This is a genomic window from Mesorhizobium sp. CA10, assembly GCF_020165285.1.
Classification (GTDB): Bacteria; Pseudomonadota; Alphaproteobacteria; order Rhizobiales; family Rhizobiaceae; genus Mesorhizobium.
Genome location: NZ_JAIUHV010000012.1, coordinates 168,172 through 194,087, shown reverse-complemented (window position 1 = coordinate 194,087; position 25,916 = coordinate 168,172). Strand labels below are relative to the sequence as shown.

Here is a 25,916-nt window from a genome sequence, read left to right as displayed (position 1 = left end):
AGAGCACGGCCGAAAGCCGCTTCACACTTTTCGGCATCATGCTCCAGCGTTGATGCATCAGACCCAAAAAGAGCGTCCATCGTGACCTTACCCGCACGAAACCTGCTTGCCGAAGACGCCAGTCCCTATCTGCAGCAGCACAGCGACAATCCTGTCCATTGGCGCGGCTGGTCGCCAGCGGCCCTTGCCGAAGCGAAGCAGCTCGGGCGGCCGATCCTGCTCTCCATCGGTTACGCCGCCTGCCACTGGTGCCATGTCATGGCCCACGAAAGCTTTGAGAACGACGCCGTGGCCGCCGTCATGAACCGGCTCTACGTGAATATCAAGGTCGATCGCGAGGAGCGGCCCGACATCGACCAGATCTATATGGCCGCGCTCCATGCCATGGGCGAGCAGGGCGGCTGGCCGCTGACCATGTTTCTGACGCCCGAAGGCAAGCCTTTCTGGGGCGGCACCTATTTCCCGCGCGAGGCGCGTTACGGAAGGCCGGGCTTCATCCAGGTGCTGGAAGCGGTCGACAAGGCCTGGCGCGAGAAGCAGCAGAGCCTCGCCGAAAGCGCCGACGGGCTGACCGCCCATGTCGAGCAGCGGCTTGCCGGCGCGGCGGGCAAGGCGGTGCTCGATCGCGGCACGCTGGCCGACCTCGCCACCCGCATCGGCGGCATGATCGACCGCGACCTCGGCGGCTTGAAGGGCGCGCCGAAATTCCCCAACGCACCCTTCATGCACACGCTTTGGCTGTCCTGGCTGCGTGACGGCGAGGCCGCGCATCGCGACGCGGTGCTCGCCAGCCTCGAAAAAATGCTCGCCGGCGGCATCTACGATCATGTCGGCGGCGGTCTCAGCCGCTACTCCACCGACGCCGAATGGCTGGTGCCGCATTTCGAGAAGATGCTTTACGACAACGCCCAGCTCATCCGCCTGTGCAACTGGGCCTATGCGGCCACTGGCAACAACTTGTTCCGGGTACGAGTCGAAGAGACCGTCGGCTGGCTGCTGCGCGAGATGCTGGTCGAAGGCGGCGCCTTCGCCGCCAGTCTCGACGCCGACAGCGACGGCGAGGAGGGGCTTTTCTACACATGGAACCGCGAGGAAGTCGAAGCCGCGCTCGGCGACGATACGTCGACCTTCTTCCGGTATTTCGAGCTCGCCGCGCCGCATGGCTGGGAAGGCAAGCCGATCATTCGCCGGAGCGAGGCCCAGCAAGCTCAGGGCATCGCCGACTATGCGAAATTGGCGTCTCTGAAGGCAAAGCTGTTGGGCGTCCGCGAAGGGCGGGTCAGGCCGGGCCGCGACGGCAAGGCGCTCACCGACTGGAACGGGCTGATGATCGCGGCGCTCGCCGAGGCGGGCCGTTCACTTGGGCGGCGCGACTGGATCGACGCCGCCGCAAAAGCCTTCGGCCATATCGTCGAGGCCGGCCAGGACGGACGGCTGCCGCATTCCATGCTAGGCGCGAAAAAGCTCTTTCCGGCGCTGTCCAGCGACTATGCCGCCATGACCAACGCGGCGATCGCGCTGTTCGAGGCGACCGGCGACCCGGCCTATTCCGATCGCGCCAGGCAGTTCATCGGCGAGCTCGACCGCTGGCACCTGGATGAACAAAAGAGCGGCTACTGGCTGACGGCGTCGGACAGCGGCGATGTTCCGATCCGCATCCGCGGTGATGTGGATGAAGCAATCCCGTCCGCCACCAGCCAGATCGTCGAGGCGCTGGTGCGGCTGTCATCGCTCACCGGCGACCTCGGTCTCTGGGAAAACGCGTGGACGACCGCCGAGCATGCAATGGGCCGCGCCTCGCAGCAGGCCTACGGCCAGGCCGGCATCGTCAACGCCTGTGCCCTGGCGCTCGAGCCGCTGAAGCTTGTCATTGTAGACGAGCTGGATTCGCCAAGCCTCGTTCCGGTTGCGAATCGGAATCCCGACCCGCGCCGGGTCGACATTGTCTGGCCAATTGGTTCGGAAGCGAATCGACCATCGCTGCCGAGCGGCGTTTTGCCGCCGACGGATAAGCCCGGCGCCTGGTTCTGCAGCGGGCAGGTGTGCATGCCGGTGGTGACCGATGCCGAGGGATTGGAGAAGTTGCTGCGGCGATAGTGCCTTCCTCCTTCTCCCCTTGTGGGAGAAGGTGGATCGGCGCGCAGCGCCGAGACGGATGAGGGGTGCTCCAGCGGAGTGAGACGCTGGCTTTCCCTGGAGCACCCCTCATCCGTCGCCTTCGGCGACACCTTCTCCCACAAGGGGAGAAGGAGGAAGGGCATCGCCCCAATCACGTATTCATCGAATCGAAGAAGTCCGCGTTGGTCTTGGTCTGCTTGAGCTTGTCGATGAGGAACTCGATCGCGTCGGTCGTGCCCATCGGCGCGAGGATGCGGCGCAGCACGAAGATCTTCTGCAGGTCCGCGCGCGGCACAAGCAGGTCTTCCTTGCGGGTGCCCGACTTGAGGATGTCCATCGCCGGGTAGATGCGCTTGTCGGCCACCTTGCGGTCGAGCTGGATTTCGCAGTTGCCGGTACCCTTGAACTCTTCGAAGATGACTTCGTCCATGCGGCTGCCCGTATCGATCAGCGCGGTGGCGATGATGGTCAGCGAGCCGCCTTCCTCGATGTTGCGGGCGGCGCCGAAGAAGCGCTTCGGGCGCTGCAGCGCGTTGGCGTCGACACCGCCGGTCAGCACCTTGCCGGATGACGGCACCACGGTGTTGTAGGCGCGGCCGAGACGCGTGATTGAATCGAGCAGGATGACCACGTCGCGGCCATGCTCGACCAGGCGCTTGGCCTTCTCGATCACCATCTCGGCGACCTGAACGTGGCGCGCTGCCGGCTCGTCGAAGGTCGAGGAGATCACCTCGCCCTTCACCGAACGCTGCATGTCGGTGACTTCCTCCGGGCGCTCGTCGATCAGAAGCACGATCAGATAGCATTCCGGATGGTTGGCGGTGATCGAATGGGCGATGTTCTGCATCAGCACCGTCTTGCCGGTGCGCGGCTGCGCGTTGATCAGCGCGCGCTGGCCCTTGCCGATCGGCGCGACCAGGTCGATCACGCGCGGCGAGATGTCCTTGGAGGTCGAATTGTCGATCTCCATTTTCAGCCGCTTGGTCGGATAGAGCGGCGTCAGGTTGTCGAAGTGGATTTTGTGCCGGATCTTCTCCGGGTCGTCGAAATTGATGGTGTTGACCTTGAGCAGCGCGAAATAGCGCTCGCCCTCTTTCGGGCTGCGGATCGGTCCTTCGACCGTATCGCCGGTCTTGAGCGAAAAGCGCCTTATTTGCGACGGCGAGATATAGATGTCGTCGGGACCCGGCAGGTAGTTTGCGTTGGCTGAGCGCAGGAAGCCAAAACCGTCCTGCAGCACCTCGACCACGCCTTCGCCGATGATCTCGACGTCCTGGGCGGCGAGCTTCTTCAGGATCGCGAACATCAGCTCCTGCTTGCGCATGACGCTGGCGTTCTCCACCTCGAGCGTCTCGGCATAAGCGATCAGCTCCGGCGGCTTCTTGTTCTTGAACTCTGCGAGTTTCATTTCTTGCATTAGATAGACTCTGGGTAGGCTTTGGAGAGGGAAATCGGCTGGATGCGACAAATGTCGGGCGCGGCCGAAAGCGAGAAAAGGGGCGGCGCATGACGGGAAGGAAGACCCGTCTTGTATCGTCGCTCGACTGAAAGAGCAAGCCGCCTTTTGCTGGGCCTGGCCGGATCCGGGAAAGCCTCAGAACGGCTTCACGATGACCAGGATGACGATGACGATCATCAGCAATGTGGGGATCTCATTGACGATCCGCCAGTACCTCGCCGGCTTTTCGTTCTTGTCCTCGGCAAATTTCCTGACCGCGCCGGCGAGATAGCCATGCAGCCCCGACAAAATGAGCACCAGCGCGATCTTGGCGTGCAGCCAGCCGCCCTGGAATCCAAAGCCTTTCCAGGCAAGCCAAAGCCCGAACACCCAGGTCGCGGTCATCGCCGGATTGATGATCCCTCTGAGCAGCCGGCGCTCCATCACCTTGAAGGTTTCGGACTGCACCGAGCCCCTTTCGGCATCGACATGGTAGACGAAGAGACGCGGCAAATAGAGCATGCCGGCCATCCAGGAAATAACCGCAATCACATGGATCGCCTTGGCCCACGGATAGAAGCTGTCGGGTGCCGCGAGATAGAGCAGCACCGTCAGCACGACGAGCAGGGCAATGCCGATCGCCATGCGCTTCATCGCCTGGCCAGTGCTGTTTTCGCTGCTCGCGCTGTTCTCGTTGCTTACATCATTCATCGGCGGCTTCTCACCATTTTCACCATCGCCTCGACATGCGCCACCGGCGTTTCCGGCGTGATGCCGTGGCCGAGATTGAAGATCAGCGGCCCGTCACCCAAAGTCCTTAGGATTGCCTCGACGCCGTCAGAGAGCGCCTTGCCGCCGGCGACCAGGCGCAACGGATCGAGATTGCCTTGCACCGCTCCGTCGCGCTGCAGCTCCTTCGCCATCGACAGCGGCACGGTCCAGTCGAGACCGAGACCGGCAATGCCGGTCTTTCTCCTGTAGTTGCGATAGCGCTCGCCCGCGCCCTTCGGGAAACCGATCACCGGCACCTCGGGGTGAACCGCCTTCAGTTGGGCGACGATCTCGGCGACCGGCTCGACGCAGAAAGCCTCGAAGGACGGCTCGTCCAGCACGCCCGACCATGAATCGAAAATCTGCACCGCATCGGCGCCGGCCTCGATCTGGCGGATGAGATAGGCGGCCGAATGATCGGCCAATATCTTCAGAAGCCGCGCGAAGGCCTCGGGCTCGCGATAGGCGAATAGCCGGGCAGGGCCTTGGTCGGGCGTGCCGTGGCCGGCGATCATATAGGTCGCCACCGTCCATGGCGCGCCGCAGAAGCCGAGCAGCGTCGTCTCATCGGGCAGTTTCGCCCGCAGCCGGCGCACGGTCTCGTAGACCGGTTCGAGATTCACGTGAAACATGTCGCCGTTCAGCGCCGCAATCTCGGCCGCCGAGATCGGCTTCAGGACCGGTCCGCGGCCCTCCTCGAAGCGGACGTCTCGCCCCAGGGCATTGGGCACGACGAGAATGTCGGAGAACAGGATCGAGGCGTCGAAGCCGAAGCGCTCGATCGGCTGCAGCGTTACCTCGACGGCAAGGTCCGGATCGTAGCAGAGATCGAGGAAGGATCCCGCTCGCTTCCTGGTCTCGCGATACTCCGGAAGATAGCGGCCCGCCTGACGCATCATCCAGAGCGGCGGCGGTGAAACCGTCTCGCCCTTGAGGACGTCGAGCACGATCCGTTTCCCAGCCATCCTGCGCTGCCCTCTCTACAGCGCCGCGCGTCCTTAGACGCGCAAAGGACGCTGTAGCGCTTTCATTTAGCGCATGATCCTTTCCGAACCTCTGGTTCGGGGTCATGCGCGCCCCTCTTAAATCAAATATCTATTTTAAAAGAGTCTTCTGATTCTAAGAGTCTGTTGGTTGTGATGGTTGCGACCTGTCCAGCCTGCGGCTCGAAAAGGCCAGTCAGCATATTGTCGCGTACTCGCTTTCGCAATTTGGAGGGTTTTGGGGACGAGGCGGATTCCAGCATTGGAGTCAAAAGCTTGGACTTACCGTTCCGAACCTCGCCCTGTGGATGAAACCGGCCAAGAAAACTTGATCCCCGGTTTTGTCCCCAGCGCCGCGACAAAGCCTACAGCGGGTCGAATTGTGGACAAGCGGCCATCTGATACAGTCGCTTCCTTGCCCAAGGCCTGCCCATCCAGCCTTGTCCACAATTGCCCACAGCCTGGACCCATTCCCTGTGAACAAACCTCAGAGCTTCTTTCATCTGCATCTGATCTCCGACGCCACCGGCGAGACGCTGCTGGCGGCCGGCCGCGCGGCGTCCGCCCAATACAAGGATGCGCGCGCCATCGAGCACATCTATCCGCTGATCCGCACGGAAAAGCAGATCGCCAAGGTCTTCGAGGACATCGAGGAGGAGCCCGGCATTATTCTCTATACGGTCGTCGACCAGAAGCTGGCGCGTTCGATCGATGAGCGCTGCGCTGCGATGGGCCTGCCTTGCGTCTCGGTGCTGGAACCGGTGCTGACCGTCTTCCAGTCCTATCTCGGCACGCCGGCCGGTCGCCGCGTCGGCGCCCAGCACGTGCTCGACGCCGAATATTTCCGCCGCATCGATGCCTTGAACTTCACTATGGAGCATGATGACGGCCAGCTGCCGGCCAATATGGACGATGCCGACATCGTGCTGATCGGCATTTCGCGCACCTCGAAGACGCCGACCAGCATCTATCTCGCCAATCGCGGCATCAAGACCGCCAATATCCCGATTGTGCTCGGCGTGCCGCTCCCGGAAAGCCTGATCGCCGCCAAGACGCCTTTGGTCGTCGGCCTGGTCGCCACGGCCGAGCGCATCTCGCATGTGAGGCAAAACCGCATCCTCGGCAACAGCGCCGCCTTCGTGCCGACCGATTATGTCGACCGCGCCGCGATCAACGAGGAGCTCGCCTATGCCCGCCAGCTTTGCACGCGGCATGGCTGGCCGATGATCGATGTCAGCCGCCGCTCCATTGAGGAAACGGCCGCGGCGATCGTTGCCCTGCGGGGCAAGACGCGCTAGGGCAAGCGATGTAAGTGAGCACTCCGTCCAACACCCCTCATCCGACCGAGCTTCGCTCGGCCACCTTCTCCCACAAGGGGAGAAGGAAGAACGCGGCGCCAGCGTCCTGCGATTACCGCCAGGCGGCGATTTGCGGTGACGTTGGACTTTCCTTCTCCCCTTATGGGAGAAGGTGGATCGGCGCGACAGCGCCGAGACGGATGAGGGGTGCTGGACGGATCGCAACGGTTGAATGAACCATCATGCCTGAAAAGATCATCCTCGCCTCCGGCAGCCCATTCCGAAAAGCCATGCTCGTCAGCGCCGGCCTGGACATCGAGGCGGTGCCGGCAAATGTCGACGAGCGCGCGCTCGAGGCCCCGCTGAAGGACAGCGGTGTGTCACCTGAAGATGTCGCGTCAATCCTGGCCGAGGCCAAGGCGACCGAGGTCAGCGAGCGCAAGCCGGGCGCCCTGGTGCTCGGCTGCGATCAGACGCTGTCGCTGGGCGACGAGATTTTTCATAAGCCCGCCGACATGGAAGGCGCCCGCCGCCACCTCCTGGCCTTGTCCGGCAAGACGCATCAGTTGAACAGCGCCGCGGTGCTTTGCCGCGACGGCGCAGTGCTGTGGCGCCATGTCGGCGTCGTGAGCCTCACCATGCGCAAGCTCGACCCCGGCTTCATCGGCCGGCACCTGGCCCGCGTCGGCGCCAAGGCGCTGTCCAGCGTCGGCGCCTATCAGATCGAGGGTGAAGGCATCCAGCTGTTCGAGAAGATCGAGGGCGACTATTTCACCATCGTCGGCCTGCCGCTGCTGCCGCTGCTGAAGGAGTTGCGCGCATTGGGAGCCATCGATGGCTGAGAAAAAGGCCTTCGTCACCGGACATCCGATCGCCCATTCGCGCTCTCCGAAAATCCACGGCTACTGGCTGGCCAAATACGGCATCGACGGCAGCTATGGAGCGATCGACGTCGCGCCGGCGGATTTCGCCGCCTTTCTGAAATCTCTCGGCGAGAACGGCTACCGCGGCGGCAATGTCACCATTCCGCACAAGGAAGCCGCTTTCGCCGGAGTGGCCCGCCGAGACCATGCGGCCGATGAAATCGGCGCGGTCAACACATTGTGGTTCGAGGATGGCATTCTGTGTGGCGGCAACACGGACGGCTACGGTTTCGCCGCCAACCTCGATGAGCATGCGTCGGGCTGGGCGGCCAATGGGCCGGCCGTGGTTCTGGGCGCCGGCGGCGCCTCCCGCGCGGTCATCCACGCGCTGAAGGAGCGTGGCGTCAAGGATATCCGCATCGTCAATCGGACGCTCGCGAGAGCCGAGGAACTCAGCCGCCATTTCGGCGCCGGGGTCTCGGCGCATGGCGCGGGCGCGCTCAGTGAGCTGCTTGCCGATGCCGGCCTGCTGATCAACACCACCTCGCTCGGCATGCATGGTGACGCCACGCTCTCCGCCGATCCGGCCGGCTTGCCGGATCATGCCATCGTCACCGACATTGTCTATGTGCCGTTGGAAACTTCCTTGCTTGCCGCCGCTAGGGCGCGCGGCCTGAAGACGGTCGATGGTCTCGGCATGCTGCTGCATCAGGCCGTGCCAGGTTTCGAACGCTGGTTCGGCAGGAAACCCGAAGTGACGCCCGAATTGCGGCGCATGATCGTCGCCGACATCGAGGGCCGTTGATGATCGTGCTCGGCCTCACCGGATCGATCGGCATGGGCAAGTCCACCACGGCGAAAATGTTCGCCGAAGCCGGCGTGCCGGTGCATGATTCCGACGAGACCGTGCATCGCCTTTATTCCGGCAAGGCAGCCCCTCTGGTCGAGGCGGCCTTTCCGGGCACGACGCAGGTGGGCGCGGTCGATCGGGTCAAGCTCGCTGAAAAAGTGCTCGCCGATCCGGCCGCGCTGAAGCGGCTCGAGGCAATCATTCACCCGCTGGTGCGCGCCGACGCCGACGCGTTTCTCGCAGAGCATCGCGCCGCCGGCGCGCCGCTCGCCGTGCTCGATATCCCGCTGCTGTTCGAAACCGGCGGCCGCAGCCGCGTCGACAAGGTCGTGGTCGTCAGCGCGTCGCCAGAAATCCAGCGTGAGCGCGTGCTCGCCAGGCCGGGCATGAGCGAGGAGAAGTTTTCATCCATCCTCGCCAGGCAGGTGCCCGACGCCGAAAAGCGCCGCCTGGCCGATTTCATCATCGACACCGGCCATGGCTTCGACGCCGCGCGAAAGGCGGTCGAGGCGATCGTCGCCGAACTCTCAGGGGAAAAGTCCGGCTAAGCGACTCCTGACATTACAGCGCCGCGCGCCCGTTCGGGCGCGCAAAGGACGTTGTAACGCTTTGATTTTGCGCATGATCCTTTTCCGAAAATCGATTCCCATTTTCGGAGGTCAGGCGTTAGGCCGTCACCAGTCCCCATTGCCATTTTGTTCTGGTGTATGATTCTGCTCGTTTGGGAAGCGAACTGATTCGAATGCGTGAGATCATCTTCGATACGGAAACTACCGGCCTCGATTTGCGCGACGACCGCATCATCGAGCTTGGCGGCGTCGAGCTGGTCAACCGCTTCCCGACCGGCCGCACCTTCCACAAATTCATCAATCCGCAAGGGCGCGCGATCCATGCCGAGGCGCAGGCCGTGCACGGCATCAGCGCCGCCGACCTGGTCGGCAAGCCGACCTTCGCTGAAATCGCGCAGGAATGGCTGGACTTCACCGACGGCGCCAAGTTGATCGCCCACAACGCAACCTTCGATATCGGCTTCCTCAACCTCGAATTCAGCCGGCTCGAGCAAGCAGCCATCGATCCCGGCCGCGTGGTCGACACGCTGGCGCTGGCGCGCCGCAAGCATCCGATGGGACCGAACTCGCTCGACGCGCTCTGCCGGCGCTACGGCATCGACAACACCCGCCGCACCAAGCACGGCGCGCTGCTCGACTCCGAATTGCTGGCCGAGGTCTATATCGAGCTCATCGGCGGCAAGCAGGCGGCGCTGGTGCTGGAGTCCGTGGCGGTGCACATGAATGGCGCCGGCGAGGTGGCCGATATCGACATCTCGATCGGCGCCCGGCCGATCGCCCTGCCGCCGCGGCTCAGTGAAACGGATCGAGCGGCGCATGCCGGGCTCGTCGCGACGCTCGGCGAAAAGGCGCTGTGGCTGAAAGTGGCGATGGGTTGACCGGGCGCTATTGGCGCTGACGTTGGAGACTTTCCAATCCGATCGCGATCTGTCGCGGCAGCCATTGAACGGTTGGTCCCGTCGAAGGATCGCGTTAGTTTGCTCGCGCGCGCCGACCGCGCCCAAACCCGCCCGCAAAGGACCGCGATGACCGGACCCAATCCCAACGTCAAGCATCCGATTGCGATGCATCCGCGCGTCGGTTTCCTGAAGGGACTGGTGACGTCGCCCAACATCGAGATCGGCGATTTCACCTATTACGACGACCCCGACGGTCCCGACAAATTCGCCGAGAAATGCGTGCTGCATCACTACGACTTCATCGGCGACAAGCTGATCATCGGCAAGTTCTGCGCCATAGCCGAAGGCGCGCGTTTCATCATGAACGGCGCCAATCACGCCATGTCGGGCTTCTCGACCTATCCGTTCAACATCTTCGGCCATGGCTGGGAGGAAGGCTTCGACCCGCAGACCTGGTCGAAGGAGATCCGCGGCGACACCACGATACGCAATGACGTGTGGATCGGCATGGATGCGGTGATCATGCCGGGCGTGACGGTGGGCGACGGCGCCATTGTCGCGGCGAAATCGGTTGTCACGCACGACGTGCCGCCTTATGCGATCGTGGCCGGCAATGCGGCCAAGGTGGTGAAGATGCGCTTCGACGAGTTCACGGTGCGGCGGCTGCTCAAGGCGGCTTGGTGGGACTGGCCGGTCGACAAGATCAGCCGCAACCTCAACGCCATCCGGGGCGCCGACATTTCCAGGCTGGAGGCAGCGGTTTGAGCGCGCCCGAAAAAATGACAAACGTCAAAACGCCGAACGAAACGGCGATCAGCCCGGAGCTGTTCACCCGTGGCTGGGTCTTCATCCGCGGCGTGCCGTCGATGAAGTTCCTGCCGCCGGAAGGCCCGCCGGAGATCGCCTTCGCCGGCCGTTCCAATGTCGGCAAATCGTCGCTGATCAACGCGCTGGTCGGGCACAAGGGCCTGGCGCGGACGTCGAACACGCCGGGCCGCACGCAGGAGCTCAACTATTTCGTGCCCGATGGCTTTTCCGGCGAGGGCGCCGACCTGCCGCCGATGGCGTTGGTCGACATGCCGGGCTACGGCTATGCCAGCGCGCCGAAGGACAAGGTCGATGAGTGGACGAAACTCATCTACGAATATCTGCAGGGCCGCGTGACGCTGAAGCGCGTCTATGTGCTGATCGACGCGCGCCACGGCATCAAGGCCAAGGATGAGGAAGTGCTGACCCTGCTCGACAAGGCGGCAGTGTCCTACCAGGTGGTGCTGACCAAGACCGACAAGATCAAGGCCGCCGGCGTGCCGAGGCTGATCGAGGAGACGCTGGCCAAGATCAAGAAGCGGCCCGCGGCGTTTCCACTGGTGCTGGCCACCTCGTCGGAAAAAGCCGAGGGCTTGGACGAGCTGCGCGCCGCCATCGCCCTGGTAGCGAACGGCGGCTGACGCCGCCCGCCAGGGGACCGATCCCTCAGGATCAATCCATCTCGTCGCGTTCCGGCTCGCGATCGCGCCGGCCGCTGAGGATCTCGCGCTTACCGACATGGTTGGGAGCGCCGACCAGGCCTTCCTTCTCCATGCGCTCGACCAGCGAGGCGGCGCGATTGTAGCCGACGCCGAGGCGGCGCTGGATGTAGGAGGTCGAGCACTTCTTGTCGCGCTTGACCACCTTGACGGCTTCCTCATAGAGCGCGTCGCCATCCTCCTCGGCCATCGCGCTTTTGTCGAAGACCGGGCCTGTGTCGGCCGCTTCCTGTTCCTCTTCCTCGTCCGCGGTGACGGTGTCGAGATATTCGGGACGTCCCTGCGCTTTCAGATGCGCCACGACATGCTCGACCTCGACATCGGAAACGAAGGGGCCATGCACGCGCGAAATGCGCCCGCCGCCGGCCATGTGCAGCATGTCGCCCTGGCCGAGCAGCTGCTCGGCGCCCTGCTCGCCGAGGATGGTGCGGCTGTCGATCTTCGACGTCACCTGGAAGGAGATGCGGGTGGGGAAATTGGCCTTGATCGTGCCGGTGATGACATCGACGGACGGGCGCTGCGTCGCCATGATCAGATGGATTCCGGCGGCGCGTGCCATCTGCGCCAGCCGCTGGATGGCGCCTTCGATCTCCTTGCCGGCCACCATCATCAGGTCGGCCATCTCGTCGACGATGATGACGATATAGGGCATTGGCGCGAGGTCGATCGCGCGCTCCTCGAACAGCGGCTCGCCGGTGCCCCTCTCGAAGCCGGCCTGCACCTGCATGGTCACGACCTCGCCCTTGTCGCGGGCGCCTGCCGCGCGCTGGTTGTAGCCGTCGATGTTGCGCACGCCGAGGCGCGCCATCTTGCGGTAGCGGTCCTCCATCTCGCGCACCGCCCATTTGAGCGCCGTGACGGCCTTCTTGGGATCGGTGACGACCGGCGTCAGAAGATGCGGGATGCCGTCATAGACGGAGAGCTCCAGCATCTTGGGGTCGACCATGATGAGACGGCATTCCTGCGGTTTCATCCTGAAGAGCAGCGACAGGATCATGGTGTTGATGGCGACCGACTTGCCGGAGCCGGTGGTGCCCGCCACCAAGAGATGCGGCATCTTGGCGAGCTCGGCAATGACCGGTTCGCCGCCGATGGTCTTGCCAAGGCCGAGCGCCAGCTTGCAGGAGGTATTGCGGAAGCCGGCCGAGCCGATCAGCTCGCGGAAATATACGGTCTCGCGCGTCTCGTTGGGCAGCTCGATGCCGATGACATTGCGGCCCGGCACCACGGCGACACGCGCCGAGACGGCCGACATGGAGCGGGCGATATCGTCGGCGAGCCCGATGACGCGGCTGGATTTCACGCCCGGCGCCGGCTCGAACTCGTAGAGCGTGACGACCGGCCCCGGCCGGACATGGATGATCTCGCCCTTGACGCCGAAATCCTCCAACACGCTTTCGAGCAGATCGGCATTCTGCTCCATCCGCTCCTGCGACATGTAGAAGCCCTGGCCCTCGGGCGGCATCTGCAAGAGCTCTTCCGAAGGAAGCTCGTAGTCGCCCATCGCGGATAGCGGCCCGACCTCGCCGGCCATGGGCAACGATGCTGCCTGCCTGGCTTTCCTGGCGCTTACCGGGGCGGAGATCGGCATGGGCTTGGCAGGCGCCGGTTGGGCGGCCGCCGGAGCCGGCACGGGCGCCCAGATCGGACTTGCCTCCGCCGTGTTGGAGCGCCATTCGATGACCCGGTAAAATGACGTCGCCTCACCCGGGAAGGCGGCACGGGGCTGGACCGGTTGCGCGGCCGGACGCTGCGCCGGCACCGGCTGCATCAATGGCTGCGCCGGAACGGCAGGCGCCTGCCCCGTCTCGTTCAGACGCGCCCGCGCCAGGCGCTCGGCCAGGAAGGGCATGCCGAACTCGAAAAAGGCATGATCGGAAAGATAGGACCAGCGCAATCCGCTCAGGCGCGGTTTTGGCGTCGGAGCAGCGGCGCCCTGGGTCGGCGCGGTCGGAGGGCTCGGGAAGGCGGCTGGGGCAACAGTGGCTGGTGCGCGGATCGACCTGGTTTGCATCGGCGCCGAGGCGGGAGCGGCGGAACTTTTCCGGACCGGAGCGGCTGGCGGCGGAGCCGGAGGCGCAGGCCGGACGGGCTCGGCCGCGGATGCCTTGCCCTGAGCGGCATCCTCCGGCGGAGCGGCCCGCCTGGCGAGGTCGGTGTCCGGCGTGCGCGTGAAACGCACATTGGGTGCAAGGAAGAAATAGTTCTGCCAGGCGGGGAGGCCGAAATCGTCGCCGGCCGATTCGGACGATGCGTTACGAGCGGCGGTCGATTCGGCCCCGGGCAGGACTCGCAGCGGCACGACCTGCCCTGCTTGCGGGACCGCGCCATGGCGCCCGGTTTCCCGCGGATTGCGATGTTCGTCGTCGCTGTCGTGGGCTGAGGCGCCGGGATGATTGGCACGGGGGAAACGCATGGATGTCATACTCGAGACTCGCCGATTGAACGTCTCCCGAGACATAGGAAGCGATGGTTAACAGGTCCTTCCGAAAGCGCCTGCCGGACGATGCCGATCGATATTTTGAGAGGGGGATCTTCAGGCCGGTCTTCGCGGTCGAGGCGGACCGCACCGATGGATTTCGCGGCGACGCCTAGCGACCCCTTCAGCTTCGCCCTTTGCGCTCCGGAATCCGCATGCCCGAACGGTCAGGCCGATTGTAACGCCCGTTCCTCGGCGAAGAATTTTTCCGTGGCATAGGCCTTGAGAAACACTTCGACGCCGGACGTCACGACGTGCTCGATCTCCGCCTGGCTCGGCGCTTTCGTGCGATAGGAAAAGATGCACTGGCGGAACAGGCCGGCGAGGCAAAGCTCGGTGAACTGGTAGGCGGCAAGGTCGACGTCGGCGATCTGAAGCAGGCCGCGTTCGACGGCTTCGTTGAGGAAGGCCATCACCTTGTCGTGGCCGCGCTTGGGGCCGCGTTCGTAGAAGCGCGCGCCAAGTTCCGGAATCCGATCGGCCGCGCCGACCACGGTGCGCTGGGCCTGGATGACCTTGGCCGAGGTGATCTTCAGCGAAAGCACGGTGCCGAACTTCACCAGCGTCTTGCGCAGGTCGTCGAAATGGTCGAGCACTTCATACATGTTCTTGAAGATGGTGCCGCGCTCTTCCTCGATGAGCGCCTCGAACAGCTCTTCCTTGTTTTGAAAATAGACGTAGATCGTGCCCTTGGAGACGCCGGCCTCGCGCGTGATGTCGTTCATCGAGGCCGCTTCAAAACCCTTGTCTATAAAGACGCGGCGGGCGCCCTCGATGATCTGGGCCCGTTTTACGGGATCCTGCCCGGCCGCCGGGCGGCCCTTGCGTAAGTCGAGCAGATCGCTATCGGCTGTCGTGTCGACCATGGAAGTCGTTCCTTGAAAAATATTTCGAACCGCTCGGTTCGATTTCCTCTTGATATGGTCCTCTTTCCGCGCTATGTCAATCTCCAATTCGAACCGAACGGTTCAGTATGACTGACATCCAGAGAGATCGCTATGTCCTCGAACGCGCCCGCCACCGCCGAAGTCCGCTCTTTTCCCAACGCCAAGGTCCAGCCTTCGACCGAAGCGCCGGAAGTTCCTGTCCAGCCCGCCGCTCCCGTTGCGACGCCGGCGGCTGAAGCACCCGCCAAGAAGCAGCGCTCTGTCCGCTCTTTCCTGTTACCGATCATCGGGCTTGCCCTGCTCGGCGCCGGTTCCTGGTATGGGTATAACTATTGGACCGACGGACGGTTCATGATCTCCACCGACGACGCCTATGTCCAGGCCGACATGTCGTTCGTGTCGCCGAAAATATCCGGTTATATCGACAAGGTGCTGGTGAGCGAGAACCAGCAGGTGAAGGCCGGCGATCCTCTGTTCGTCATCGACAATGGCGACTACAAGATCGCCGTGGCGCAGGCCGAGGCGCAGATCGCCACCTTGAGCAAGACGCTCGACCGCATCGACGCCCAGACCAAGGCGGCCCAGGCTTCGCTGTCGCAGGCCCAGGCGCAGAAGGTCGCGGACCAGGCCGCCGCCGACAATGCGGCGCGCGCCCAGCTGCGGGCGGCGCAACTCGTCAAGACCCATGTCGGCACGCAGGCCCAGCTCGACGACGCCCAGACCGCGCTCGACCAGGCCAAGGCGGCGCTTGTCGGCGCCGATGCGCAGATCGCGGCGGCGCAGGCCAATATCGGCGTGCTGGAAGCGCAGCGCGCCGAGTCGGCCTCGACGCTCGCCTCGCTGCAACTCACCCGCGACAAGGCCCTGCGCGATCTGTCCTTCACCGTGCTGAAGGCGCCCTATGACGGCGTCGTCGGCAACCGCTCGGTCGAGCAGGGTGATCTCGTCAGCCCCGGCCAGAAGCTCGCCGTCGTCGTGCCGATGGACAAGCTCTACATCGTCGGCAACTTCAAGGAGACGCAGCTCGGCCGGATGATGCCTGGCGAGAAGGTCCGCATCACCGTCGACGCTATCGACGGCCAGACCTTCGAAGGCACGGTTTCCTCGCTGGCGCCGGCTTCGGGCGCGGTGTTCTCGCTGCTGCCGCCGGAAAACGCCACCGGCAACTTCACCAAGGTGGTGCAGCGCGTGCCCGTGCGCATCGACGTGCCGGCCGACGTGCTGAAGGCCGGCAAGCTGCGCGCCGGGCTGAGCGTCGTCGTCGCGGTCGACAGCCGCACCGCGCCGGCTTCGACGACCAACTGATTGGGGGGGCGGCCCGGCGGCCGATTGAGCGCCGGGCCGTCCAGCCTGCCTTATCGTTTTCGACGCAATTCGGGACCGCCACGCGCTTGTCCCGGGAATTGCCCAGGGAGGCCATGACATGGCAACCGCAACCATCACCGCAGGATCAACGCCCGGACGTCCGGTCGCTGCCGCGCCGGCCCTGTCCGCGGACCATATGCCTGTGCGCCGCGTCGTCGCCTTCCTGGCGATGGTGTTCGGCATGTTCATGGCGATCCTGGACATCCAGATCGTCTCGGCCTCACTCTCGGAAATCCAGGCGGGCCTGAGCGCCAGCTCCGACGAGATCCCGTGGGTGCAGACCGCCTACCTGATCGCCGAGGTGGTGATGATCCCGCTGTCCGGCTTCCTCAGCCGCATGCTGTCGACGCGCGTGCTGTTCACCACCGCGGCGGCCGGCTTCACCGCGGCCAGCGCGCTCGCCGCGACCGCCACCAATATCGACCAGATGATCGTCTACCGCGCCATCCAGGGCTTTATCGGCGGCGGCATGATCCCCAGCGTCTTCGCGGCCGCCTTCACTATCTTCCCGCCTTCCAAGCGCGCCGTCGTCTCGCCGATGATCGGCCTGGTAGCGACGCTGGCGCCGACGATCGGCCCGACGGTGGGCGGCTATATCAGCCACGCCATGTCCTGGCACTGGCTGTTCCTGATCAACGTCGTGCCCGGCATCCTGGTGGCGACGGCGGCCTGGTCGCTGATCGATTTCGACAAGCCCAACCTGAAACTGTTCTCCAAGTTCGACTGGTGGGGTCTGGTCGGCATGGCCGCTTTCCTCGGCTGCATGGAATATGTGCTGGAGGAAGGCCCGAACCACGACTGGCTGCAGGAGCCGGCGGTGTTCGCCTGCGCCATCATCATGACCATCGGCGGCGTCATCTTCTTCTGGCGCGTCTTCACCGCCGAGGAGCCGATTGTCGACCTCAGGGCCTTCAGCAACGTCAACTTCGCCTTCGGCTCGCTGTTCTCCTTCGTCGTCGGCATCGGCCTCTACGGGCTCACCTATCTCTATCCGGTGTTCCTGGGGCGTATCCGCGGCTACGATTCGATGATGATCGGCGAGGCGCTGTTCGTCAGCGGCCTGGCGATGTTCTTCACCGCGCCCGTTGCCGGCATCCTGTCGAACAAGATCGACCTCAGGCTGATGATGATGATCGGCTTCGTCGGCTTCGCCACCGGCACCTGGTGGATGACGCATCTTACCGCCGACTGGGATTTCTATGAGCTGTTGATCCCGCAGATCCTGCGCGGCTGCTCGATGATGCTGTGCATGGTGCCGATCAACAACATCGCGCTCGGCACGCTGCCGCCGGAACGGCTGAAGAATGCGTCAGGCCTGTTCAACCTGACCCGCAACCTCGGCGGCGCCGTCGGCCTCGCGGTGATCAACACGGTGCTGATCGACCGCAACGCCTTTCACTATGCGCGGCTCTCCGAGCATGTGCAGTGGGGCAGCGAGACCGCGCAGACCAAGCTGCAGAACATGACGCAGAATTTCGGGCAGACCGCCGGTCTCGACGCCACAAGCGCTGCGATCTCGAAACTGTCCGGCATGGTACACCAGCAGGCGGCGCTTTTGTCCTTCATGGACGTGTTCATGATGCTGACGGTGCTGTTCGCCTCGCTCGGATTTTTCGTGCTGTTCATCAACAAGCCGGCCCCGCAGGGCGGCGGTGGCGGCGGAGGCCATTGAGGAGCCGGAACCCCCGCCTGGCTTCCTCAACGCGTGACCCCGGAAACCGGTGACGATTTCCGGGGTCATTCTTTTTGGAGAGATTGAAAGCGACTCCAAGGTGGGTTGAGATTCAGGTCAGGCCGAGTCGAAAATGGTGGGTTCCGAGAACCGGAGCGGAGCGTACTTTTCGTACGTGAGCACCGGAAGCGCAGGAAGCCGCCATTTGCAGGCCGGCCTCACCTGAATCTCAACCCACCTCAGGCTGAAGCCGGCTTGAAGCTCAGCGCCACGCCGTTAATGCAGTGGCGCAGGCCGGTGGGCGGCGGGCCGTCGTCGAAGACATGGCCGAGATGACCGCCGCAGCGCCGGCAATGGACCTCGGTGCGGGTCATGCCGAGCGAGCGGTCCTCGGTCTTGCCAATGGCGTTGGGGATTTCCTGCCAGAAGCTCGGCCAGCCGGTGCCGGAATCGAATTTGGTTTCCGACGAATAGACCGGCAGGTCGCAGCCGGCACAGGCGAAGATGCCCTTGCGATGCTCGTTGAGCAGCGGACTGGTGCCGGGATATTCGGTGCCTTGCTTGCGCAGCACATCGAAGGCCTCGTCCGAAAGGATGGCGTGCCATTCGGCATCGGTCTTGGTGATTTCGAACGTCTCGGCGGCGAGAGCGGGCTTCGGTCCGCCGGCACGCAGCATCGCTGCGGATCCGACGATGAGAGCGGTGGCGGCGGCCCCGCTCCAGAGAAAATCGCGACGGTTCATGGCCGTTCCTCCTGACGCATTTTGCCAAGATAGAGCCCGGGCCGGAAATCAAAAGCCGGTGACGCCCCATCTCCTCGTTCGAGCAATTCCGGACAGAACCTTCCTGGAACGCTCCGGATGCTGCTCCGCGCCGCCCTTGCGAGACGGACGCGGAGCACACCCCTGCCGGCGGCGCGGATCTTGAATGATACGGCCAGCGCTCAGCCATGTCTTCGCCGGCCAGGCCCGCTTTGTTACATCTTCGGCAAGAGAACCTTGTCGATGACATGGATGACGCCGTTCGACTGGCGGACATCGGCGATGGTGACATGGGCAACGTTGCCGTTCTCGTCGGCGACGGTGACCTTGCCCTTCTCCGCCTTCAGCGTCAGCTCGCAGCCGCCGACCGTCTTGACCTGGTGGGCGCCGCCATCGGCCTTGGCCATCTTGGCGACGTCGGCGGCCAGCGCCTTGGCGGCGACGACATGGCAGGTCAGCACCTTGGTCAGCTTGTCCTTGTTCTCGGGCTTGAGCAGCGTGTCGACCGTGCCGGCCGGGAGCGCCGCAAAGGCCTCGTTGGTCGGCGCGAAAACGGTGAACGGACCGGCGCCCTGCAGCGTGTCGACCAGGCCGGCGGCCTTGACGGCGGCGACCAGAGTTGTGTGGTCCTTCGAATTGACGGCATTCTCGATGATGTTCTTCTTGGCATACATCGGCGCGCCGCCGACCATCGGATTGGCAGCGTAGGCAATGGTGCCGAGCGCCGAAAGGCCAAGTGTAGAGGCAAGCAAAAGGGTGGCGAGCTTACGCATAGTGTCAGTCTCCTCGGGTTGTTTCTTCCCGTCCTTGGGAACGCGAGGAGATACGGGCCCGAAAAATGTTAGTTTCACGAAGGGCGCGATTTTTTATTTCGACGCTTTATTCCGCCCGCGTCATCGATGGTGACAGGGAACTTTTCCCCGCCTAGCGAAGGAGAATATAGACTTCAGTTAGTCTTCGATGATGGGCTGACCAGGGTCAGATTCCCTTCAGGTCACCCGCGGCGACGACCGGCCCGGTCGGCTGGCCGGTCGGCGAACCGCCGGAGGGTTCGAGGCTGACGGCGAGCACGGCGCCTTGCGCCAGCTTCTGCTGGACGGCGGGCGTGACCGCCATGCGCGCGGTCGGGCCGGCCGGGATGACACCCATCGAAACCGGCGCGTTCTTCCCCTCGATCATCCAGAGCTCGAAATCCTTGCCGGCGCCGCGGTCGCCGGAGACCAGCGACAGGCCGACCTCGTGGCGGGCGGCGTCATAGACCGCAAGATATTTGACGTTGCTGTTGTCGGCGGCCAGAGAGGCGACCAGCCTGGTCTCGGGCGGCTGGACCGGTGGAATCACGTAAGGCAGGGCGACATAGACGGCCAAAGCGGCGATGGCCGCCGCGGCGAGGCCGCGCCAGAAGGGGAGGCTCGCCCACAGGCCGCCGCTGGGCGCCGTGGACGCGGACGACGCAAATAGGCGGCGGTCGATTGCCACTTTCACGGAAGCCGGCGGCTCGACCGCGGCATAGGCGGCGGCCATCGGCGCGAAATGGGCTTCCCAGGCATCGACAAGGCGGGCGAACGCCGTCTCGGCATCGATGCGACGGGAAGCGATCTGGCGCTCGTCGGCTGCCAGAACGCCGAGAACGTATTCGGCGGCGAGCAGATCGTCGCCTCCACGTTCCGGTCCGTTGTCCTCTGCCAGCGTCATCTTTCCAGGCATTCTCTCAGTTTCAGCAGGCTTCGCCGCAGCCAGGTCCGCATCGTGTTCAGCGGAACCTTGAAGCGCTCCGCCAGCTCGGCATAGCTCTCGCCGCCCAGATAAGCGCCCCGGACGGCAGCCGCCCGGTCTTGTTCCAGTTCGTCGAGGCAATGGTAGATGCGTTCGGTCTCGCCGCCCGCCACAGCCATGGCCTCGGGTCCCGGCGCCGGATCGGCGACGTCGAGGGCCGTATCGATGTTGGCAGAGGGACTGCGCCGCGACCGGATGCGATCGATCGCATGATTGCGCGCAACGGCCACCAGCCAGGAGATCGGGCTCAGATCGGAAACCGCGAAACGATCCGCCTTCGTCCAGATCTTGACGAAGACCTCCTGCAGCGCTTCTTCCGCGTCACCCCGGTCTCTCAAGACACGAAGGCAGACGCCGAAAAGTTTCGCGCTGGTCTGCTTGTAGAGCAGATCGAACGCCGCCCGGTCCTTCATCGAAGTCCGAACGATCAGCTTGCTGATGTCCTGAGGCCCCATGGCGGCAAATTAGAAGATTGCGATTTAATTGCAACGGCGGCGGAAGCGTCGTCCACCAGCGGCCGCAGGCCGATCCGGCACAGTTCGGCATTGGCCGTTGCCAAAAGCAAATCCCTGCTCTTTGACGCAATTCCAAGTGGAAACCAATCGCGCTGCCGGTGCATGTCACGGCGGACGGCCTGCCGCTCGGCATCCAGGCCGCCGGCCAGTGACAGCGCAAACGCCGGCGATTTGCTGAAGCCTCCCAACCTCGTCATTCCAGGGCGGAGCAGCCGCGTAGCGGCGTCGCGAAGACCCTGGAATCCATTCCGTGACCTTAGTCAAAAGTGCAGCGGAGCAGAATTCTGCACCGCGGCGGCGCTCGGACGTTACGGAATGGATCCTCGGGTCTACGCACGTCGCTTCGCTCCTTGCTCCGCCCGTGGATGACGAGGCAGGGCCGTTTCGGCCAATCTCCAAGGCATGCCGCCTGCCAACACAAACACGGCCTGCCCCGGGCAAAATTACTGTGCTGGGAGCTAGCAGATTTCGTCATTGTGTCGGTGAAACCAGCGCAGGCGTTGGAGATTGGCCGAAGCCTCTCCAACCTCGTCATTCCAGGGCGAAGCAGCGCGTGTCGCTTCGCTCCTTGCTCCGCCCGTGGATGACGAGGCAGGGCCGTTTCGGCGAGTCTCCAAGGCATGCTGCTTGCCAACGCAAAGTTGGCCGGCCGTCAAAATCCCTGTCTGGGGAACTGGCAGATATCGTTATTGTGACCGCAAAGCCGTTTGCGACCTGCGGCAATTCCAGCTAAGAGGCCGCCATTCACGCTAGCTGGGATCGATACCGATGACGGACATCGCCGCCACCGCCGAAATGCAGGCCGCGCTGCTCTCGCGCGCGCTGCCTTATATGCAGCGCTACGAGAACAAGACGGTGGTGGTGAAATATGGCGGGCATGCCATGGGCGATACCGAGCTCGGCAAGGCGTTCGCCCGCGACATCGCGCTGTTGAAACAGTCCGGCGTCAATCCGATCGTCGTGCATGGCGGTGGGCCGCAGATCGGCGCGATGCTCACCAAGATGGGCATCGAATCCAAGTTCGAGGGCGGCCTGCGCGTCACCGACCAGAAGACGGTCGAGATCGTCGAGATGGTGCTGGCGGGCTCGATCAACAAGGAGATCGTGGCGCTGATCAACGCCGAGGGCGAGTGGGCGATCGGGCTCTGCGGCAAGGACGGCAACATGGTGTTCGCCGAAAAGGCGCGCAAGACCATGGTCGATCCGGATTCCAACATCGAGCGGGTGCTCGATCTCGGCTTCGTCGGCGAGCCGGTCGAGGTCGACCGCACGCTGCTCGACCTTCTGGCGCGCTCGGAAATGATCCCGGTGCTGGCACCGGTGGCGCCCGGCCGCGACGGCCACACCTACAACATCAATGCCGACACCTTTGCCGGCGCCATCGCCGGCGCCTGCCGCGCCTCGCGCCTGCTCTTCCTCACCGACGTGCCGGGCGTCCTCGACAAGAACAAGAAGCTGATCGACGAGCTGACCGTCGCCGAGGCCAGGGCGCTGATCAAGGACGGCACGGTGTCGGGCGGCATGATCCCGAAGGTCGAGACTTGCATCGAGGCGATCGAGCGCGGCGTCGAAGGCGTCGTCATCCTCAACGGCAAGACGCCGCATTCGGTGCTGCTGGAGCTGTTTACCGAGCACGGCGCCGGCACGCTGATCGTTCCGTAAGGAAGGCAAGTTCACTATTTCCATGCAATGGTGAGCCGCCATGTCAGCCGGCTAACTTTCTTGTCGCCGGCGCGCCTCGATCTTCAATGACCGGCGCGACGGACTTGCGTGGCTGACGCCCGACGATCATCGATTCCTCCTCGGCGTCCTGCGGCGCGCCCCAGAATTCGGCTAATGTCGGCCCATCCGTGATGCGGCCGTCGCGGACCAGAAATCCCCAGACCTCGCGGAACCAGACGCGGCGGCCCATCTTCGTGTACCAGCGCATCGAATGGCGCTGCTCGGGATCGGGGTGGAACAGGATGCGCGCCAGCGCCTTCGGCCGCGACTGCACCGCCACCTCGATCAGCTTGACGGCGAAGAACAGCATCCAGGGTTTCAGCCTGGTCATGTGCAGAACCTGGTGCTTGTAATCCCACAGGCGCACATCCTGCTGGATCACCTTGCGGTCCTTGGCGATGCGGAAGAACGGCGTCCAGCGATGCGGCGTGACATAGAGCGCCTGGATTTGGTCGGGGTCATAAGCGATGAGCTGGCGAAAGCCGCGCCAGAGATCGCGCAAGGTCTCGTCCTCGAAGCCGGCGACCCAGGTCGCCATCGACAGGATGCCGTGCCGCCTGAGCAGCCGGATCGCCTCGCGGTCGGACTTCGTGCTGCCGCCCTTGCGGATCAGCGACAGCGTCGCCTCGTCGGTGTTCTCCATGCCGAGCAGCCAGCGGATGACGCCGGCCCTGCGATAAAGATGCAGGATATCGGCATCGCGCACGATATCGTCGGCGCGGGTCGAGCCGACGATCAGCACCGGCACGTTCTCGGCGATCATGGCGTCGAGAAAGGCGCGCCAGGCCTTTTTCGAGGAAGTCGGGTTCTCGTCGGCCAGATTGATCAGCTCGACGCCGTGCTCGCGATAGAGCCGGGCAATCTCCCTGGCGAATTTGACCGGGTCGCGGTGGCGCCAGCGGGTCCAGAAACCGCGCTGGCCGCAATAGTTGCACAGATGCGGGCAGCCGCGCGAGAACTGCATGACCACGGCCCGCTTGCCGCCCCAATAGGAGTAGCGGCGGTGATCGATCAGCTCCCAGCCGACCCGCCAGGCATCGAGGTCGGCGATGGTCATCGCCGCCTGCGTCGCGACAGGACGGCCGAAATCGTCGCGATAGGCGATGCCGGCGACGCTTGCCACCGGCTGGCGCATCTCGATTGCCTCGACCAGCGCCGTCGCGGTCGCCTCGCCTTCGCCGCGCACGATGAAATCGAAGACGTCGGTCGCTGCGAGGATATCGCGCCAGTGATAGGTCGGGAAGACACCGCCATAGATGACAACGACGCCCGGCGCGCGGGCCTTGATCATTTCGGCGATCTTCAAGGCGGTCGGATGCGCCGAGGTCGAGCCGGAATGGCCGATCAGCACGAAATCCGGATCGCCGCGCAGCGCCTCGTCCACCACCGCCGCAAGTGGCATCGGACCGAACTCGGCGTCGACCAGGCGTACCTGATGGCCGGAATCGATCAGCGGCCCGCCGATCGCCAAAAGACCGAGCGGCGGCAGGTGGTCGTCGGGCACACGGCTGCCGATGGCGGTGTGCGGCGGATTGATAAGCACGATGTTCAAGGCGGACCTCCATATTGGTCCGCTTGTGCTAATGACAAATGCCGAAGCCGCCTTGGCGCGGTTCAGCAGTTTCCACGCAGCTTTTCGCCAGATTTGACCGGATCAGCGCCGCAAATGGCTGAGCGGCACGTGGCCGGGTCCCTTGATGTTCTGCAGCACCAGTTGCGTATGGACGTCGCGCACGCCGGGCAGACGCATCAGCCGGTGCATGACAAAGGCGTTCAAATCGTCCACCGACGGCACCAGGACATGCAGCAGGAAATCGTAGTCGCCTGTCATGGTCCAGCAGGACGAGACCTCGTCCATGCGCTGCACGGCGGCGATGAAGCTTTCGGGCGAGCCGTCGCTGTGGCTGACCAGCCGCACCTGGATGAACACCTCGACGGTTAAGCCGACGGCGCGGCGGCTGAGCACGGCGGCAAAGCCCTTGATGATACCGGCTTCCTGCAGGGCCTCGAAGCGGCGCGCGCAAGGCGTGGTCGACAGGCCGATCTCTTGCGCCAGCTCCGAAACGGGCTTGCGGCCATCGCGCTGCAGGATGTCGAGCATCTTGATCTCGAAATCATCAAATTGAGGCATTTTTTCTCGGGCTCGCGTTGATCTGAGCGTTTTTACCTCCAAAACAGCTGGTGTGCCATAAACAAAGCTGATTTGCCTCAGCGGTCGCTTCTAAACTCCTCTTCACGATCCGCGGATCACGATCTTGAGGAGGATATGATGACGATCAGCGTTGCCGATTATGCCGCCGAATGCGCGGCGCAGGGCCTGCGGGGCGACTATTCTGTCTGCCGCAGCGATTTCACCGTGGCGCAGGGCTACGGCTACTCCGCCGAAGAACAGGCGGTGTGGCGCACGCTCTGCGATCGCCAGACGAAGCTGACGCGGAAGCTCGCGCACCGCTCATATCTCGACGGCGTCGCCGCGCTCGGCCTGCTCGACAGGATTCCGGATTTCGACGAGGTGAGCGAAAAGCTCGCCAGGCTGACGGGCTGGGAGATCGTTGCGGTGCCCGGCCTCATTCCGGCCGGCCCCTTCTTCGATCATCTCGCCAATCGGCGCTTCCCGGTGACCAATTGGCTGCGGACGAAGAAAGAGCTCGACTACATCGTCGAGCCGGACATGTTCCACGATTTCTTTGGCCACGTGCCGATCCTGACCCAGCCGGTGTTCGCCGATTTCATGCAGATGTATGGCCGGAAGGCCGAAGATCTGATCGCGCTCGGCGGCGACGAGATGATCACAAGGCTCTACTGGTACAGCGCCGAATACGGCCTCATCCAGGAAGCCGGCCAGCCGTTGAAAGCTTTCGGCGCCGGGCTGATGTCGTCCTTCACCGAGCTGCAATTCGCGGTCGAGAGCAAGGAAGCGCACCATGTGCCGTTCGACCTCGAGACGGTGATGCGCACCGGTTATGAGATCGACAAGTTCCAGCGCGTCTATTTCGTGCTGCCGTCCTTCGATGCGCTGCGCGATGCTTTCGCCCATGGCGACCTCGCCGGCATCGTGGCGCGGTTCAAGGGCCAGCCGGCGCTCGACCCGTCAACAATCTGAGGTCGGTTTTCGCCCAACCGACATTCAGCGCGGTTCAGCTGCCGACAGGCGGCTGGGCCGCTTTGCGCTTTTTGCAATTAGTTCCCCAGCACAGGGATTTTGACCGGTTGGCTATGTTGCGTTGGCAGATGCCATGCCTTGGCGGTTAGCCGAAACGCCCACCCAGTCGTCATCCACGGGCGGAGCAAGGAGCGAAGCGACGCGCGCAGACCCGAGGATCCATTCCGTGTCGCATGAGCGCTGCCGCGGTGCAGAATTCTGCTCAGCTGCACTCTTTGATCAGAGCCACGGAATGGATCCAGGATCTCCGCGACGCCGCTT

At 63.9% G+C, this 25,916-nt stretch carries 24 protein-coding genes; 12 read left to right on the top strand and 12 right to left on the bottom strand.

Going from position 1 to position 25,916, the window contains the following annotated elements; all coding sequences use genetic code 11:
* Positions 1–81 precede the first annotated feature (81 nt).
* Positions 82–2,097 (top strand): thioredoxin domain-containing protein, encoded by a 2,016-nt coding sequence (locus LB535_RS23640; protein ID WP_224633909.1) that lies wholly within the window; start codon positions 82–84, stop codon positions 2,095–2,097.
* 172 nt (positions 2,098–2,269) lie between these two features.
* Here LB535_RS23640 and rho read toward each other — a convergent pair whose 3' ends face one another.
* From rho to hemE, 3 genes are all read right to left on the bottom strand, one after another.
* Entirely contained in the window at positions 2,270–3,535 is a 1,266-nt protein-coding gene (gene rho, locus LB535_RS23635) for a transcription termination factor Rho (RefSeq protein ID WP_095769513.1), read from the bottom strand.
* A gap of 177 nt (positions 3,536–3,712) precedes the next feature.
* Positions 3,713–4,267, bottom strand: coding sequence for a protoporphyrinogen oxidase HemJ (hemJ, locus tag LB535_RS23630; RefSeq protein WP_224633908.1), 555 nt, complete (start codon positions 4,265–4,267; stop codon positions 3,713–3,715).
* Positions 4,264–5,292, bottom strand: a complete 1,029-nt coding sequence (hemE, locus tag LB535_RS23625) for a uroporphyrinogen decarboxylase (protein ID WP_224633907.1) — start codon at positions 5,290–5,292, stop codon at positions 4,264–4,266. Before hemE ends, hemJ begins: the two co-directional genes overlap by 4 nt.
* 494 nt (positions 5,293–5,786) lie before the next feature.
* On the opposite strand from hemE, the gene LB535_RS23620 reads away from it, so the two are divergent.
* The 7 genes from LB535_RS23620 (at position 5,787) to yihA (ending at position 11,237) form a co-directional block, all read left to right on the top strand.
* Positions 5,787–6,608, top strand: coding sequence for a pyruvate, water dikinase regulatory protein (locus tag LB535_RS23620; protein ID WP_095769510.1), 822 nt, complete (start codon positions 5,787–5,789; stop codon positions 6,606–6,608).
* Between the two features lie 242 nt (positions 6,609–6,850).
* Entirely contained in the window at positions 6,851–7,450 is a 600-nt protein-coding gene (locus tag LB535_RS23615) for a Maf-like protein (RefSeq protein ID WP_224633906.1), read from the top strand.
* A complete protein-coding gene (locus LB535_RS23610; RefSeq protein WP_224633905.1) occupies positions 7,443–8,276 on the top strand; it encodes a shikimate dehydrogenase in 834 nt (277 codons plus the stop codon). Before LB535_RS23615 ends, LB535_RS23610 begins: the two co-directional genes overlap by 8 nt.
* Positions 8,276–8,869 (top strand): dephospho-CoA kinase, encoded by a 594-nt coding sequence (coaE, locus tag LB535_RS23605; RefSeq protein WP_224633904.1) that lies wholly within the window; start codon positions 8,276–8,278, stop codon positions 8,867–8,869. Before LB535_RS23610 ends, coaE begins: the two co-directional genes overlap by 1 nt.
* A gap of 194 nt (positions 8,870–9,063) precedes the next feature.
* Complete coding sequence (gene dnaQ, locus LB535_RS23600) at positions 9,064–9,768, top strand: DNA polymerase III subunit epsilon (RefSeq protein ID WP_224633903.1); 705 nt, start codon at positions 9,064–9,066, stop codon at positions 9,766–9,768.
* A gap of 147 nt (positions 9,769–9,915) precedes the next feature.
* Positions 9,916–10,554, top strand: a complete 639-nt coding sequence (locus LB535_RS23595; protein ID WP_140845343.1) for a CatB-related O-acetyltransferase — start codon at positions 9,916–9,918, stop codon at positions 10,552–10,554.
* 14 nt (positions 10,555–10,568) lie between these two features.
* Positions 10,569–11,237, top strand: coding sequence for a ribosome biogenesis GTP-binding protein YihA/YsxC (gene yihA, locus LB535_RS23590; RefSeq protein WP_224608994.1), 669 nt, complete (start codon positions 10,569–10,571; stop codon positions 11,235–11,237).
* A gap of 31 nt (positions 11,238–11,268) precedes the next feature.
* Here yihA and LB535_RS23585 read toward each other — a convergent pair whose 3' ends face one another.
* The gene (locus LB535_RS23585) at positions 11,269–13,731 is read right to left on the bottom strand and encodes a DNA translocase FtsK (RefSeq protein ID WP_224633902.1); all 2,463 of its coding nucleotides are present in this window, start codon (positions 13,729–13,731) and stop codon (positions 11,269–11,271) included.
* Positions 13,732–13,961: 230 nt separating this feature from the next.
* A complete protein-coding gene (locus LB535_RS23580) occupies positions 13,962–14,660 on the bottom strand; it encodes a TetR/AcrR family transcriptional regulator (RefSeq protein ID WP_095769503.1) in 699 nt (232 codons plus the stop codon).
* 132 nt (positions 14,661–14,792) lie between these two features.
* Between LB535_RS23580 and LB535_RS23575 the strand changes: the two genes are divergently transcribed.
* Positions 14,793–15,986 carry an HlyD family secretion protein gene (locus tag LB535_RS23575; protein ID WP_224606709.1) on the top strand — a complete coding sequence of 398 codons (1,194 nt, stop codon included), beginning with the start codon at positions 14,793–14,795 and terminating at the stop codon, positions 15,984–15,986.
* 118 nt (positions 15,987–16,104) lie between these two features.
* The gene (locus LB535_RS23570) at positions 16,105–17,718 is read left to right on the top strand and encodes a DHA2 family efflux MFS transporter permease subunit (protein WP_224633901.1); all 1,614 of its coding nucleotides are present in this window, start codon (positions 16,105–16,107) and stop codon (positions 17,716–17,718) included.
* A 239-nt stretch (positions 17,719–17,957) separates the two neighbouring features.
* On the opposite strand, the gene msrB is transcribed toward LB535_RS23570, so the two are convergent.
* The 5 genes from msrB to LB535_RS23545 form a co-directional block, all read right to left on the bottom strand.
* Complete coding sequence (gene msrB, locus LB535_RS23565) at positions 17,958–18,461, bottom strand: peptide-methionine (R)-S-oxide reductase MsrB (RefSeq protein WP_140845337.1); 504 nt, start codon at positions 18,459–18,461, stop codon at positions 17,958–17,960.
* A 233-nt stretch (positions 18,462–18,694) separates the two neighbouring features.
* Entirely contained in the window at positions 18,695–19,252 is a 558-nt protein-coding gene (locus LB535_RS23560) for a fasciclin domain-containing protein (RefSeq protein WP_224633900.1), read from the bottom strand.
* Between the two features lie 205 nt (positions 19,253–19,457).
* Positions 19,458–20,174, bottom strand: a complete 717-nt coding sequence (locus LB535_RS23555; protein ID WP_224633922.1) for an anti-sigma factor domain-containing protein — start codon at positions 20,172–20,174, stop codon at positions 19,458–19,460.
* Entirely contained in the window at positions 20,171–20,710 is a 540-nt protein-coding gene (locus tag LB535_RS23550) for a sigma-70 family RNA polymerase sigma factor (protein WP_224633899.1), read from the bottom strand. The genes LB535_RS23555 and LB535_RS23550 overlap by 4 nt, the downstream gene beginning before the upstream one ends.
* Complete coding sequence (locus LB535_RS23545) at positions 20,683–20,958, bottom strand: hypothetical protein (RefSeq protein ID WP_224633898.1); 276 nt, start codon at positions 20,956–20,958, stop codon at positions 20,683–20,685. The genes LB535_RS23550 and LB535_RS23545 overlap by 28 nt, the downstream gene beginning before the upstream one ends.
* A gap of 580 nt (positions 20,959–21,538) precedes the next feature.
* Here LB535_RS23545 and argB point away from each other — a divergent pair.
* Positions 21,539–22,432 carry an acetylglutamate kinase gene (argB, locus tag LB535_RS23540; RefSeq protein ID WP_095769496.1) on the top strand — a complete coding sequence of 298 codons (894 nt, stop codon included), beginning with the start codon at positions 21,539–21,541 and terminating at the stop codon, positions 22,430–22,432.
* A gap of 43 nt (positions 22,433–22,475) precedes the next feature.
* Here the strand turns inward: argB and bchE are convergent, their stop codons facing one another.
* Together bchE and LB535_RS23530 are read right to left on the bottom strand one after the other, a co-directional pair.
* Positions 22,476–24,044, bottom strand: coding sequence for a magnesium-protoporphyrin IX monomethyl ester anaerobic oxidative cyclase (gene bchE, locus LB535_RS23535; RefSeq protein WP_224633897.1), 1,569 nt, complete (start codon positions 24,042–24,044; stop codon positions 22,476–22,478).
* A 102-nt stretch (positions 24,045–24,146) separates the two neighbouring features.
* Positions 24,147–24,623, bottom strand: coding sequence for an Lrp/AsnC family transcriptional regulator (locus LB535_RS23530; protein ID WP_224548793.1), 477 nt, complete (start codon positions 24,621–24,623; stop codon positions 24,147–24,149).
* A 135-nt stretch (positions 24,624–24,758) separates the two neighbouring features.
* Between LB535_RS23530 and phhA the strand changes: the two genes are divergently transcribed.
* Positions 24,759–25,595, top strand: coding sequence for a phenylalanine 4-monooxygenase (phhA, locus tag LB535_RS23525; protein ID WP_224633896.1), 837 nt, complete (start codon positions 24,759–24,761; stop codon positions 25,593–25,595).
* The last annotated feature ends 321 nt before the right edge of the window (positions 25,596–25,916 follow it).

What these genes read in the sequence shown, in the direction of transcription:
- rho (WP_095769513.1), bottom strand. Translation starts at nt 3,535, where the DNA reads ATGCAAGAAATGAAACTCGCAGAGTTCAAGAACAAGAAGCCGCCGGAG.
- LB535_RS23585 (WP_224633902.1), bottom strand. Translation starts at nt 13,731, where the DNA reads ATGCGTTTCCCCCGTGCCAATCATCCCGGCGCCTCAGCCCACGACAGC.
- LB535_RS23550 (WP_224633899.1), bottom strand. Translation starts at nt 20,710, where the DNA reads ATGGGGCCTCAGGACATCAGCAAGCTGATCGTTCGGACTTCGATGAAG.
- dnaQ (WP_224633903.1), top strand. Translation starts at nt 9,064, where the DNA reads ATGCGTGAGATCATCTTCGATACGGAAACTACCGGCCTCGATTTGCGC.
- hemE (WP_224633907.1), bottom strand. Translation starts at nt 5,292, where the DNA reads ATGGCTGGGAAACGGATCGTGCTCGACGTCCTCAAGGGCGAGACGGTT.
- LB535_RS23560 (WP_224633900.1), bottom strand. Translation starts at nt 19,252, where the DNA reads ATGCGTAAGCTCGCCACCCTTTTGCTTGCCTCTACACTTGGCCTTTCG.
- LB535_RS23580 (WP_095769503.1), bottom strand. Translation starts at nt 14,660, where the DNA reads ATGGTCGACACGACAGCCGATAGCGATCTGCTCGACTTACGCAAGGGC.
- yihA (WP_224608994.1), top strand. Translation starts at nt 10,569, where the DNA reads ATGACAAACGTCAAAACGCCGAACGAAACGGCGATCAGCCCGGAGCTG.
- LB535_RS23575 (WP_224606709.1), top strand. Translation starts at nt 14,793, where the DNA reads ATGTCCTCGAACGCGCCCGCCACCGCCGAAGTCCGCTCTTTTCCCAAC.
- hemJ (WP_224633908.1), bottom strand. Translation starts at nt 4,267, where the DNA reads ATGAATGATGTAAGCAACGAGAACAGCGCGAGCAGCGAAAACAGCACT.
- coaE (WP_224633904.1), top strand. Translation starts at nt 8,276, where the DNA reads ATGATCGTGCTCGGCCTCACCGGATCGATCGGCATGGGCAAGTCCACC.
- LB535_RS23610 (WP_224633905.1), top strand. Translation starts at nt 7,443, where the DNA reads ATGGCTGAGAAAAAGGCCTTCGTCACCGGACATCCGATCGCCCATTCG.
- LB535_RS23555 (WP_224633922.1), bottom strand. Translation starts at nt 20,174, where the DNA reads ATGACGCTGGCAGAGGACAACGGACCGGAACGTGGAGGCGACGATCTG.
- argB (WP_095769496.1), top strand. Translation starts at nt 21,539, where the DNA reads ATGACGGACATCGCCGCCACCGCCGAAATGCAGGCCGCGCTGCTCTCG.
- msrB (WP_140845337.1), bottom strand. Translation starts at nt 18,461, where the DNA reads ATGAACCGTCGCGATTTTCTCTGGAGCGGGGCCGCCGCCACCGCTCTC.
- phhA (WP_224633896.1), top strand. Translation starts at nt 24,759, where the DNA reads ATGATGACGATCAGCGTTGCCGATTATGCCGCCGAATGCGCGGCGCAG.
- LB535_RS23615 (WP_224633906.1), top strand. Translation starts at nt 6,851, where the DNA reads ATGCCTGAAAAGATCATCCTCGCCTCCGGCAGCCCATTCCGAAAAGCC.
- LB535_RS23530 (WP_224548793.1), bottom strand. Translation starts at nt 24,623, where the DNA reads ATGCCTCAATTTGATGATTTCGAGATCAAGATGCTCGACATCCTGCAG.
- LB535_RS23595 (WP_140845343.1), top strand. Translation starts at nt 9,916, where the DNA reads ATGACCGGACCCAATCCCAACGTCAAGCATCCGATTGCGATGCATCCG.
- LB535_RS23570 (WP_224633901.1), top strand. Translation starts at nt 16,105, where the DNA reads ATGGCAACCGCAACCATCACCGCAGGATCAACGCCCGGACGTCCGGTC.